We start from the raw sequence: 12,530 nt of genomic DNA, 5'->3' as shown, positions 1-12,530 counted from the left end.
CGGCCTTTTTCGCGCCTAACAATACGAAGGCATTTTTACATCCCAGAAAGGCCACCACATTGTCGCTTCCACCGCTGACCACACCACCGACACCATCGTTTCTCTCTACACCGACATCTAGCGGCGCATTCACGCTGGTACCAGAGCTCATCTCCGCCAACGCCGCACAGCTGTCCGCACTGTCGCAGCAGGCCGCTGGCACGGATGCTGTCGAGGTCGATGCGCTGCATTTGCTTGGCGACGCTCCGTTTGTAGGCCAATTCTGTCGCGCGGCGGCTTCCGCCTTGCATAGCCAGCGCGACAACGTGGCTGCTTTAAGTGACTATGCCACCAACGCTTCCAGTGCCCTATCTCACTTTGTCGCGGCGGTAACGGATGCTGAGGACGCGGGCGCACGAGCTTTGCAGTCGCTTACTCCGACTTCGGCGTCGAACATGGTCGTTGACGGTGGTGCGTGATGCTGCCGCTAAATCTATTGACCGAGGTCCCCATTGCCATCGCGCAGCAGATTAGCCCCGCAATCGTGCCGGCGCTGTCCAATCTGGCAGTCGCAGCTGTCCCCGCTGCCAGCAGCGCCTGGCGTTCGGTGGCCAATTCGGTTGAGCGCAATTGGGTAGATGGCACTGATACCGGAGGCGCGGGTGTCAGCCTTGCGCGGGCGGCTAACGCTGCAGCTGATTTAGAAGGCCGTGCTCAAACCATTGATGGGGACATTGCCCGTGGGTCGGCGGCAATTATCTCCGCGGTGGGAGATTTGGCGCGCATTGCGGTCGATTTCATGCTGGCAGCTGCGCGCTTCCTACCCAGTGCTACTTCCAGCCCCGCGGGCATGGCACAAGCTGCGGCAGGAATCGCAGGCGCTGCAACCTCAGCTATGAACCAGGCGATGGAGCGCCTGCGAAAGCTGGAGCAAGAACTTAGCCCGCTTGTGCAGTCACTGATGCAGCAAGCCAGCGCTGCAGTGGATACCCCTCCCTCACCGAAGTCAGCGCAGTTGGACACGGCTGCGACTCAGGCGGCCTCCACCGGTTCCGCTGATCCCGTAGCTTCCACTGCTGGCAGTAGCGAGGGTAACCAGGCAGATGCTGGCACCGCGGGCGCTGCGCCAGTTGATGGCAATGCCGGGGCAGATGCTCCAACACCAGAGGCGCAGGCTGCGGTTCAGGCCGCCTTGAGCGCTGTTGGCACGCCTTACGGCTGGGGCGGAAATACACCAGGCCAAGCACTGGATTGCTCCGGTCTTACGCACTGGGCATACGGCCAGGCCGGCGTGGATATCCCGCGCACCGCGGAGGCGCAGGCTATTGGTCGGCAAGTCAGCCAGGATGAACTGCTGCCGGGAGATTTGGCCGTGTGGGATGGACACGTGGCCATGGTGGTTGGTGATGGCCAAATGGTTGAGGCTGGAGACCCGGTTCAGGTCAATCCAGTGCGCACGACCAACATTGGTATGCCATTTAAGGGTTTCTATCGCCCTACCGGCTAGGTGCTGTGGGAATCTCGCGCCCAAAACTCCTAAGATGGGAATACGCATCTTGCAGTCCTTTACGCCGCCGCGAGAAAGACTGCTTATTTAACCATTAGATAGACCTCCGACTACCAGAAGGGCTGCGACGACAACTATGGCCAGGCAAGGCATCGTTCCCATCGAACTCGAGCTGACTTCGGGCACTTTTTACACTCTGTGGGCTCCAAGTTGGCGCGAAGGCGGCGCCGAATGGCAGGCTCTTCTCGGTCACGGCGAGGACATTTACATGTTCTCCTCTGCCGCCGAGCTACTTGCCTTCCTGCAGTCCGGTACCGCACATGACTTTGAGCAGCACCCAGCCTGGGGGCGTTTTAGCCAACAGCTGCCTGGTTCTGTCATTTCGGAGCCACGCCACCGCTACGATCTCATCGGCCTGCCGGAGGTTCTGGCTGGTCGCGCTGACTATGACCACGTATCGCGCGCGGATCGCATCCTGTCCATCGCACGTTCCATCGGTGCTATTGCTGATTTGACTCCGGTCAATCAGATGTTCGCATCTCACTCCGTGCTGGCTGCCACCGCCAATGGCGCTGATCACTTCCAGGGCAACGGTGCTGCGCAGTGGTCGGCGATTGGTCGAGTCATCCTGTCCAACTGGGATGACTGCATTGATGCTTTCGATGGCCTTGGGGCAAAGACTCCGAAGGTCGACGAGGCTGCCGCCAGCGCCGCTGCCACGTCCTTGGAAGAGGCCAAGAAGGCCGAGATGGAACGTCGTGAAGCCGCGGAGAAGAAGCGCGAAGAGGAAAAGAAGGCCGCTGAAAACGCAGATCAGGGCGACCCTTACGACAGCACTGTGTGGGCCAATGCCGGCATCGATCCCATTAAAATTTCCATTGCGGGTCGTACTCTCTACACGCTGCGTTGCTACATGGGGCGCCGCCCGCTGTTCCTCGGCACCAACGGTGAGATTCACACCTTCTCGCAGCCACGCACGATGGTGCGCTGGCTGCTCGAGCACAAGCACCACGACATGTCTAACCTGCTGACCTGGGATGAGATCATCACCGCGGCCAATGCCGGTGAGCTCGAGGCTGTGGTCCATGCAGACAATGAGTACTCGTTTACCGGTTTGGCTGAGGACATTGAAAAGGGTCCGAGCTACGTCGATACTCACCAGCTGGCTCGTGCTTATGAGCTGCTGGCTGATGCCGCTGACTGGGCTGGCGACGACGCGGTCAACGAAGTTCTGGCCGGTAACCAGCAGCTGCAGTGGCTGCTGAACTTCTTGCTGGATACCGGTGAGATGTCTGAGCCGGTGCCACCGTTTGATGAAGAGGCAGCGGGCTGGCGTCAGCTGGAGAAGAGTCTGACCGACCGCTTCACCACCAAGATTTAACGCGCGAAACTAAAGTCGCACACTAGCAAACGAAAAGCGCCCTGAGGGAAAGGGAATCGAAACACATTTCGTGTTCGCCTCTCCTCGGGGCGCTTTTTGCAACTGCCAGCAGCAACTGTCGTCAGCACCAGTCAGCAGCTAGTCCAACTTCATCTCCAGGGATTCCCCACCGAGAACGTCGGTGTCTTCTGGAACGCCATCGGCATCCTCGTCGTCATCCAGCAACTGAAGGTAGGCCGGGTAGATGATGGTGTCCATGATGCGCTGGCGAGTCGGCAAATCAGTAAATGCATTGTTGATTGCGTTACAGGTCAAATCGAACAGCTCGCTGTAGCCGTAACCGAAGTTCTCAACCAGCTCCATGCACTCCTTGGTCATGGAGGTCGCGCCAATCAGGCGGTTATCGGTATTGACGGTGCAGGCAAAACGCATATCGTCGAGAAGCGGGAACGGGTGATCAGCAACGCTGTCACACACGCCAGTCTGGACGTTGGAGGTCGGGCAGATCTCCAGCGGCAGCTGACGGTCGCGGATGGCGGCGGCGACTGGCTGGCACTCGATGCCCTCCAGGGAGGCACCGAAGTCCTCGTAGATGCGAACGCCGTGGCCAAGGCGGTGTGCGCCCTGGACGACAGCATCGCGCAGTGAATCCACACCGGCATCCTCACCGGCGTGAATGGTCACTGGAATGAGGTTCTCACGCAGCAGGTCAAATGCCTCTGCGTGGTTGGCCGGCGGGAATCCGTTTTCCGGACCAGCGATGTCGAAGCCGACAACGTAGCCGTCGGAACGCTTGCCGTAGTTATCGACGACCAGCTGCGCGACTTCCTTGGAGTTGTCGTTCTGGCGCATCGCGCAAATCAGCAGGCGCGCGGTGATGTTCTTACCAGCAGCGGCTGCATGCGCCTCACCGTGTGCGAGTCCCTCTACCAGTGCGTCGACAACATCCTGCATGCTCAGACCCTGCTCCAGGTGATTTTCCGGTGCCAGACGCAGCTCAGCGTAGACGACGTTGTCATCGGCCAAATCCTCGACGGCCTCACGGGCAACGCGCGTCAGCGCCTCCCGAGTCTGCATGACAGCGCAGGTGTGTGCGAAGGCAGTCAGGTAGCTCGGCAGCGAACCGGAGTTACCAGTGTCAATGAACCACTGCTCCAGCTCATCAGCATCGGTGGTTGGCAGCTGATCGGTATAACCGCAGTCAGCCGCCAGATCGATTACGGTCTGCGGACGCAGGCCACCGTCGAGATGGTCGTGCAGCAAAACCTTCGGCAGACCCGCCACGACCTCACGAATTTCCTCGAGGTCATTCTGGCGCGGCTGCGATGCCACCGACTCGGCGGCCAAAGACTTTGCATCACTGTGCGAAGAGTTAGTCATAGAGGACACACTATCGGTACTTGCCCGCTAGCTCTACTAGCGCGCACTTATCCCCCGCTATCCCCCTCCGAAACACGGTCAATACCGGATTTCAGGCGCCCGTTTATTAACCTTTCATGCATCATGATTACCTCCCGCCGTCTTACTGCCTCTGCCCTGCTCGCCTCCGCTGCGCTGATGCTCGTAGGCCCGGCACCGTCAGTTACGGCGCAGGAGCCACCGCTTGACGACGAACCCTCGGTCGTCGGTCCCGCTCCTGGTATCCGTGACACGACTGGATGCCCGCATCGCACCTTCCCGCCGGCTCCGGTAGACACCTCGGAGATTCCGGCCCCAGGTCAGACCGCACCTGCGGCCGTCCCGGTGCCGGAAAAGCCGGCTGGCGGTGAGAAGATGTCGGCATGTGGCATTGTCAGTGGTGACGGTTTTGCAGTACCTGCAGATCTCTCCGCTTCGGCATGGACTGTTTTCGATTTGGAGTCCGGTGATGTGCTGGCGGCAAAGGACCCGCATGGTCGCTATCGACCGGCTTCGATTATTAAGGTGTTGCTGGCGATGGAGGCCCTCGACCAGCTGAGGCTCAATGACACGGTCAAGGCCACTTTCGAGGATGCGAATATGGAGGGCTCGCGAGTCGGCATCGTCGAAGATGTGAACTATTCCGTGGAGACACTGCTGACTGGCCTGCTACTGAATTCTGGCAATGACGCGGGTCACGCTCTAGCTCGTCAGCTCGGCGGCATGGCGGAGACCACGAAAAAGGTCAACGAGTTAGCAGCCCAGCTCGGTGCAACAGATACTCGCGTGGTCAATCCGACAGGCCTGGACGCGCCTGGGCAGATGACCTCTGCCTATGACATGTCGCTGTTCTTCCAACACGCATTCAACAATCCGGAATACCGCAAACTCTCGGCCACTCGCCTGGCCACTATCCCGGGTGACAAGGAGCTGGATGTCGAGGACTTTGAGATCGCCAATGACAACCAGCTGATTGCACAGGACTATCCCGGCGCCCTCGGCGGCAAGACCGGTTTCACCGACGATGCTCGCCACACCTTTGCCGGTGTCGCCGAGCGCGATGGACGTCGCCTCGGTGTAGTGCTCCTCGATGCCACAATCGATGACTCGCCACGACCGTGGGAGCAGGCCGCCTCACTTCTCGACGCAGGCTTTGCGGCCCCACCGAAGAGCTCCGTCGGCACCCTGGAGGCCAAGGCCGATGATGACACTCTGGCTGAAAAACTACCGGATCTGCTAACGGAAAAACCCACAGACACCGGGCTCAAGGTATCTGTGGGTGCTGGTTCTGCGATTATTATTGCGCTGATTGCGGCACTGACGTACCGCTCTGGTAGGCGCAAGCGTCGTTAGGCAGTAACTACTTGGAGCCGAACAGACGGTTCAATCCGGTCGGATTGCTGGCCTCAGCACGGACATTAATGACGGCAGGAGCCGGTGCGTCCAGTTCTTCGTCGGCAAGCGCTTCCTCAGTCGTCGCGGTCCAAGCGGCGGCGTACATGGTGATGCGCCAGATGAGGTAGAACACGACCATCAGGCCGATGACCGGGCCGAAGACGGCACCGGCGGGGTTGGACAGCGCGTTGGAGAAGAAAACGCTACCGAGCTGTTTGACAACCTCAAAGCCAATTGCGCCGATGATGGCTCCCTTGGCGGCTGCTCGGATGGGAGCACCGCCGCGTGGCAGAGCTGCGAGCATCCAGACGAAGAACAGCCAGTTGGCCAGAATACCGACGGCGATGGCAATCAGGCCGGTGATGACGGTGATGCCCGGGACGTGGCCAAGCCCGACCTTGTCCAGCAGCGACTGCGTCAGCCCGGAGGAACCAACTGCTGTGACTGCGAAGGTCAGTGCGATCATGATGAGCATGCCAATCAGTCGTAGCAGGTCACGCAGCTTGCCCATGACAAAGTTGTCGGCGGCCATCGGGCGCTTCCACAGCTGTGTCACAGCGTTGGTGAGGTTACTCATCCAGGTCAGTCCTGACCACAAGGTGACAATGAAACCAATGGTGAACACGCCACCGGCCTGCTCAATGGCGCCTTCAATAACCTCGTTGATGGTCTCGCCCATGGATCCGTCAATGGAATCGGTGATGGACGTTTGAATCTGCTCGAGCATCTGCTCGTTTCCGCGTAAGACCAACGCGAGGATGGCGAAGGCCGTCATAATTAGCGGAAAGATCGACAGTACAGAGAAGTACGTAATAGCGGCAGCAAAGTAGTTACCGCCCTGCTCCGAGTAGCGTTCCTGCATTCGCATCAGGTGATCGAACCACCCCCACTTTTCGCGGAAGCGGTCGATCGCACCTGGCTCATCAGCGTGCACACGCTCGATTCCGTAGCGGTCCGTCTTTTTCGGATCTTTTCTTGTAGAGGTTGCCATGTCCTCTACAGTATCGTGCCTTCTATCGATGTGCGGGCTTTAAGAAGCCAACACGATCGTAGACATCGGCGAGAGTCTTGGATGCAACCTCGCGAGCGCGGTCTGCGCCTTCGGCCAGGATGCGCTCCAGCTCCGCACGGTCCTGCATCAGTTCGTCGTAACGCGCACGCAGCGGCGTGGTGAATGCCTCCAGCGCATCAGCGGTGTCGGCCTTCAGCTGACCGTATCCGGCACCTTCGTAGCCCGCGACCAGCTCGTCGACCGGCTTGTCAGTCAGCGCGGACTGAATGACCAGCAGATTGGACACACCCGGCTTGTTCTCGCGGTCGAAGCGAATCTCACCGTCGTTGTCGGTAACGGCCGAGCGAATGCGCTTGGCGGAGACCTTCGGATCATCGAGCAGGTTGATGATGCCCTTCGGGTTCGCGCCCGACTTACTCATCTTCGCAGTCGGCTCCTGCAGGTCGTAGATTTTTGCCGAGCCCTCCATGATGTGCGCATCCGGTACCACGAAGGTCTTCTTGTAGCGGGAGTTGAAGCGCTGCGCGAGGTTGCGAGTCAGCTCCAGGTGCTGACGCTGATCCTCGCCCACCGGCACCAGCTGCGGGCGGTAGAGCAGAATGTCGGCGGCCATCAGCATCGGGTACGCAAACAGACCTGCGGAGGTGTGCTCCGCACCGTGACGCGAGGACTTGTCCTTAAACTGCGTCATGCGGCTGGCCTCGCCGAAGCCGGTCATGCACGTCAGCACCCAGCCGAGCTCAGCGTGCTCCGGCACATGCGACTGCACGAACAGCACCGACTTGTCCGGGTCAATGCCCAGGGCAATCAGCTGAGCGGCACCGGCGATGGTGCGCTGGCGCAGTTCCTTCGGGTTCTGCTCAACAGTGATGGCATGCAGGTCAGGAATGAAATAGTAAGCGTCGAAGTCATCCTGCAGATTAATCCAGTTCTTCAGTGCACCCAAGTAATTGCCCAGGTGGTAGGAGTCTGCAGTCGGCTGAATGCCGGACAAAACGCGCTGCTTACGCGCGGTTGCTGCAGGATTAGTTGCGTCAGGACCCTTGCTTTCACTCATAGGCAATAAGTCTAGCGTGCGTTGTGCTCACCGGAGACGCTAGTGGGCCGACAGGTGCTACTAATCCTGATTGTGCTGTTCGTTATCGCGCTTCTTTTGCTCGGCGACCATGCGTTCTGAGACCAACTTGACGGTCCGCGCTGCCGCTGCCGGCGACTCTTCCGGGTAGAGACCACGCACCAACGTAATGGCCGCGCGTGTGCCATGCGCACGGAGGACGCGACGAACACGCTCACGCTCAGTCTGCGTCAGCTCCAGAGGAGCAACCGGAGGCCTGCGCGTATACGACACCACCATTACCGCGCCGAGCAGCACGATGAGCGCCAGCGAAATCCACAGCGGCCAGGAGTAGGCGAAGGACAGCACAATCAGCGCAACGATGACACCCGAGGTCACCACCACGGGAACATTGACGGCCGTGCCCGGATCATTCTGCAAACTCCGTGCAATGGCATCCAGGTCCGCCATGTTGTGATCGTCGCTATTGCGTTTGCTGTTCTTCACTGGGGCGACTTCTCCTCTCCGAGTCCACTCCGAAGTAGCCAGCAGCTCTCCTTCAAATCTTATGCTCTCATCCCCGAAGTGCCGAACAAGCCCACGCTTCACGACGGTGCTATGACTGAACTTACAAATTATGTTTGTTGGCCAACAGCCATTTCCGACAGGAGTCCTATGCTCGCAGCCATCGCGGTTACTGTGCTCATCTTGCTGGTGCCGGGCACCCTTTTGGGTTTAGTAAGTGGGCTGCGCCCTGCTCTTGCAATTGCTTCAGCAGCCCCATTGATGCTGGGTGTGACGGGCTTTAGCGCCTGGCTGTCCCACGCGCTGGGACTTGATTATTCCTGGCTTTTCGTCGCCGGAATCTGGGCTTTCTTCTGCGCCATCGGTTACCTTGTGCGAGAACTAATCCCCAAAGCTTCGCCTGACGACGACTTCGATGACGGGCTTGTCACTGCCATCATTGTCACTGGCGTGACTGTCGTTGCCGCGTTCCGCACCATGTATGAGCTGGGCAGGGTAAACGGTGGCCCCGGCGCTATCCGCGAGGCCTGGGACATGCTGTGGCACACGAACTTCCTGCGGTTTATTGATGACCACGCCGTCGCCTCACCCACGGCAGCCGGCGACCTGATGAACCAGGAAACAGGCGCCGAGATGTTCTACCCCACCGGCTGGCATGCCATGGCCCACTTCCTGCCCGGCTCTGTTTTCCTCGATGCCAACGTCTTCGGTTTCTTAGCCCCAGTCCTGATCCTCCCGGCCGCCACTGCAGTGCTAGCTCGCACTGCAGTGGGCCCCAAATGGGCGGCCTACGCCGGCCCCGCAGCCGCGATTTCCACACTGGTCCTGCCGGAGATCTGGGTGGCCCTGTGGAGCACCTCCTCCATGCCCTACCTGCTCGCGGTGGCCACCCTGCCCATCGCTGCGGCACTGACCATGCGGGGATATGTTGTCCCCGCCGTGATTGCCACCGTGGGAACTGTCATTACTCATCCAGCGGCTGCTGTGGCGGCGGCCTTGTTTGTTGTGCTGTGGCTTCTCACGCAGCCAAGTCTGGAACACCTCGTTCGCACGCTCATCATTGGCGCAATTGCGCTGGCGATGACTTTGCCGGTGCTAATCTCTGCGCTGGGAGTCGGCGAATCAGTGGCGGGTTTTTCCGGCCAGATTGAGATTTCGCGTGCCGATTCCCTGTGGAAAGCCTTCGTCGGTTTCTCCCGCTACGCCGAGGAATCGGCCTTTACCGTCACCGTCGTCATTCTCACCATTCTGGGTCTACTGGTAGCGCTGTTTCGCCGTCACCCCTGGGCACCGTGGCCAGCTCTGGCGTTCGCTTTGCACCTAGCCGTTGCCGACAATGCGCAGCTCCGGTGGGCTGACCCGGGCGGCCACATCGTGAAATTCCTCGGCACTTTCTACTACGACCTGCCCTATCGCGTCGAGGCTGTCATGGGTGTTTTGCGCTCGGTGCTGGTCGGTTACGCAGCGGCGGCTATTTTTGTGGCGGTCGTGGCTGTGGCGCAGTATGTCGTCGTCAAGCGCACTGAGCGGGAGTCCGCGCCGACGTGGAATACCGCGCTTGCTGTGGGGGTAGTTGCGGCAGTGGCGATTGTGCCGGCATCGTGGGCGGGCTGGTCCGCCCAGCGCGACAGTGTGCGGGCAAGTTTCGGCGGCAAGTATGTGACGGCGGCGGATCGGCAGGCGATTGACTGGCTGGCCAAGCAGCCGCAAGCGTTCGAGGGGCATATCCTCAACGATCGTCGTGATGGTTCAGCGTGGATGTACGCGATGGTTGGTCTGCCGACGCTGTTTAGACACTTCTCGTTTGCCGATGATTCCGCCACGGCGTCGAAGAAGTTGCCGCCGAATGTTGACCTGATTGGCGCGGATCCGAAGTACGACGCGATGGCGAAGAAGCTGGGCGTGCGCTACATCATCAGTTCGCCGCCGACGGTGCAAAAGGACGGCACCGATGCGTTGTCGATGCGCTCGTGGGCGTGGTACGCGCCTGGGCTGACGCCGGTGTATCACGATCGCGCGATCATGATTTTCGCGGTGAATAAGATGTTCTCACCTGCGCAGTTGCACAAGATTGTCGCGGATTCCCCGCATCGCCCGGCGCGCCCGAATCCGCTCTGGATGCCGTCGCGCCAGCCAATCATCGCCTCTCCCGACGAGACGGTCGACCCCGTCGCCGGCGCCCGCATCGCCGTGGCATCGAGCCGTGCCGCCATCGCCGCCATCAACGGTGAACTACCGCGCGACCTGCAATTGAGCAAGGAGGCATCCGCCGACATCGATCGTATCGTCGCACGCGCGAACGACAAGCTCCGCAAACGCGGCGCAATCGTGAGCTCGTCATCGCTTGACGACGGCCACAGCGCCGCAGCCACTGTTGTCGTCGGTCGCTCCGCAGGTGACCAGACTGGCGAGCGCGGTTTTTCCGTGTCCGCACTGGTGGATTCCTCGAACCCCAAAGAGGATTCCTCGGCTGATTGGCAGTTGGCGGCGGGCCTGCGCGATGGGTTGGTCTACCGTGGCTTCCATCCGCACAGTAGTTACAGCGCGGATGGTCGGCCAACGGAGTTTCGGACCGGGCTGGGGCCAGCTGTCGTGCCTGGTCGAGCCGCTGGCTCCCACTCCCCTACTGTGGCGCTTTCTCTCGGCGCCGAGAGTGCAGCCAAGCTGGCTAAGGATCTAGCCGACCCCGCCATGCAGGACAAGTGGGCCAATGCCATTGTCGATGGCGTGGCCTCTATGCTGCGGCAGAATCCGCATTCTCACGCGAATTCAGATCTGAATCAGGAGAAACTCAATGTGCAATAATCTCACCTTTCAATCAAACTCACGTTTTCCAGAAGACACGGAGTTAACAGCACGAGCCTGCGATGTGGTGAGGCGATGGATTTCGGAGCTAATTCCAGAGCTTGCTGACGAACAAGACCCGTGGACACATAGCTCCATCCAGCGTATTGAATGCTGGATGGAAGAGCAGAACAGTGAAGATCGCTGGCAGGAGTTCGCGCTGTTTCTCGGCGAAGGCCTTCGCCACAATGGAGTGGGCTACTGGTCTGTGTACACACTTGCCAACGAAACTTCTTCGAGTTCTTCGCCCGATTCGCCACAAGCAGGCCAAAAGGTTTTACCGGTTATCGTCGATAACGATGGCAATGGCGTAACCCCAGTTTCAAGCTGGGTGAAGATTGCTCGAGACCAGTCAACTCCAATAAACGCGGCAGACCTTTTCCATGAAATCGGGTTGGAAGGTTCCAGCCCAGGAAACAAAAGCAGTTAAAAAGCCATAGCCAATAAGCCATTGGCTCTGCGTAATCATCGGTACTCCACAATCACCGGTGCGTGGTCCGTCCAGCGCAGGTCGTAGGCGGCAGGCTTGTCCACCACAGCGCTGACTACGCGCTTGAGCATCGGCTCGGTGGCCGCCTGGTAATCAATGCGCCAACCGGCATCGGTATCAAACGCCTTGCCGCGGTACGTCCACCACGACCAAGGGCCGTCGGCCTCCGGGTGCAGGCGGCGGGTGACATCGAACCACACAGGATCGGTAGCAAGTTCCGGAGCCTCCCACACGGAGCCGTCCGAGAAAGTACCGGCCTCCATCTCCTTGTCAGTGGCCTGTACCTGGGAATCCTGCGGAGCCTCATCCGGCCAGCAGCCAAAAACAGAGTCCATCCATGCGCGTTCCTGCGGCAGGAAACCGCTCTTGCGACGGTTGGTCTTCCAATTCTTCAGGTCCTGCTCACGGTGGCAGATGTTCCAGTCGCCACCGATGACCGCGTGGTGACCATCGCGGCCCTTGGCACCGAGGTCGGCCAAGTAGTCGGAGAAGGCATCGAGGAAGCGGTACTTCTCATCCTGCTTCTCGCTCAAGGCTGCACCCGAGGGCAGGTAGAGGCTGGCAATCTGAACATCTGTATCCAGGCCAGTATCCGCTGCTGCGGCAACGCCGCTGATAAACCGACCGGCTTCTTCAAACTCCTCGGAGCCGATGCCCACCTGGACGTCGTTAAGCGGAAAGCGCGAGAGAATGCCCACGCCGGCGCGCCCCTTTGCCCCCAGATTTTCGGCGCCCACCCAATGCCAGCCGGCACCGATTGCGGGTGCGAGCGCCTTGCGCGCCTGGTCATCGGTGGCGCGGACTTCCTGCAGCAGTACGACGTTCGACGTGGTGTGTTTTAGCCACTCCAGCAGCCCCAGGTTTGTCTCACTGCGCTGTTTCACGGCGGCGCGAATGCCGTTGACATTAATCGTCGCGATTGTAAGGCTCATGCCCTCATACGTT

At 59.9% G+C, this 12,530-nt stretch carries 11 protein-coding genes; 6 read left to right on the top strand and 5 right to left on the bottom strand.

What is annotated here, in order from left to right; translation table 11 throughout:
• The first annotated feature begins 59 nt into the window (after nt 1-59).
• From Q4E11_RS06105 to Q4E11_RS06095, 3 genes are all read left to right on the top strand, one after another.
• The gene (locus Q4E11_RS06105; RefSeq protein WP_303164428.1) at nt 60-458 is read left to right on the top strand and encodes a hypothetical protein; all 399 of its coding nucleotides are present in this window, start codon (nt 60-62) and stop codon (nt 456-458) included.
• On the top strand, nt 458-1,486 hold the full coding sequence (locus Q4E11_RS06100; protein ID WP_303164427.1) for a C40 family peptidase: 1,029 nt from the start codon (nt 458-460) through the stop codon (nt 1,484-1,486). Before Q4E11_RS06105 ends, Q4E11_RS06100 begins: the two co-directional genes overlap by 1 nt.
• A 136-nt stretch (nt 1,487-1,622) precedes the next feature.
• Nucleotides 1,623-2,867 (top strand): hypothetical protein, encoded by a 1,245-nt coding sequence (locus tag Q4E11_RS06095; protein ID WP_303164426.1) that lies wholly within the window; start codon nt 1,623-1,625, stop codon nt 2,865-2,867.
• Between the two features lie 138 nt (nt 2,868-3,005).
• On the opposite strand, the gene Q4E11_RS06090 is transcribed toward Q4E11_RS06095, so the two are convergent.
• Nucleotides 3,006-4,247 (bottom strand): adenosine deaminase, encoded by a 1,242-nt coding sequence (locus Q4E11_RS06090; protein WP_303164425.1) that lies wholly within the window; start codon nt 4,245-4,247, stop codon nt 3,006-3,008.
• A 123-nt stretch (nt 4,248-4,370) separates the two neighbouring features.
• Between Q4E11_RS06090 and Q4E11_RS06085 the strand changes: the two genes are divergently transcribed.
• A complete protein-coding gene (locus Q4E11_RS06085) occupies nt 4,371-5,618 on the top strand; it encodes a D-alanyl-D-alanine carboxypeptidase family protein (protein WP_303164424.1) in 1,248 nt (415 codons plus the stop codon).
• Nucleotides 5,619-5,625: 7 nt separating this feature from the next.
• Here the strand turns inward: Q4E11_RS06085 and Q4E11_RS06080 are convergent, their stop codons facing one another.
• The 3 genes from Q4E11_RS06080 to Q4E11_RS06070 are packed head-to-tail and all read right to left on the bottom strand — an operon-like array spanning nt 5,626 to nt 8,233.
• On the bottom strand, nt 5,626-6,651 hold the full coding sequence (locus Q4E11_RS06080) for a YhjD/YihY/BrkB family envelope integrity protein (RefSeq protein WP_303164423.1): 1,026 nt from the start codon (nt 6,649-6,651) through the stop codon (nt 5,626-5,628).
• Nucleotides 6,652-6,673: 22 nt separating this feature from the next.
• The gene (gene trpS, locus Q4E11_RS06075) at nt 6,674-7,729 is read right to left on the bottom strand and encodes a tryptophan--tRNA ligase (protein WP_303164421.1); all 1,056 of its coding nucleotides are present in this window, start codon (nt 7,727-7,729) and stop codon (nt 6,674-6,676) included.
• A 60-nt stretch (nt 7,730-7,789) separates the two neighbouring features.
• A complete protein-coding gene (locus Q4E11_RS06070) occupies nt 7,790-8,233 on the bottom strand; it encodes a hypothetical protein (RefSeq protein WP_303164420.1) in 444 nt (147 codons plus the stop codon).
• A 168-nt stretch (nt 8,234-8,401) separates the two neighbouring features.
• Here Q4E11_RS06070 and Q4E11_RS06065 point away from each other — a divergent pair, with 168 nt between their 5' ends.
• Nucleotides 8,402-11,056 (top strand): DUF6541 family protein, encoded by a 2,655-nt coding sequence (locus tag Q4E11_RS06065; protein WP_303164419.1) that lies wholly within the window; start codon nt 8,402-8,404, stop codon nt 11,054-11,056.
• Nucleotides 11,046-11,525, top strand: a complete 480-nt coding sequence (locus Q4E11_RS06060) for a hypothetical protein (RefSeq protein WP_303164418.1) — start codon at nt 11,046-11,048, stop codon at nt 11,523-11,525. Before Q4E11_RS06065 ends, Q4E11_RS06060 begins: the two co-directional genes overlap by 11 nt.
• A 35-nt stretch (nt 11,526-11,560) precedes the next feature.
• On the opposite strand, the gene Q4E11_RS06055 is transcribed toward Q4E11_RS06060, so the two are convergent.
• Nucleotides 11,561-12,517, bottom strand: coding sequence for an exodeoxyribonuclease III (locus Q4E11_RS06055; protein WP_303164417.1), 957 nt, complete (start codon nt 12,515-12,517; stop codon nt 11,561-11,563).
• Between the last annotated feature and the right edge of the window lie 13 nt (nt 12,518-12,530).

Source organism: Corynebacterium sp. (assembly GCF_030532195.1).
In the GTDB taxonomy this organism is placed as follows: domain Bacteria; phylum Actinomycetota; class Actinomycetes; order Mycobacteriales; family Mycobacteriaceae; genus Corynebacterium.
This window is presented reverse-complemented; position numbering and strand designations above follow the sequence as displayed.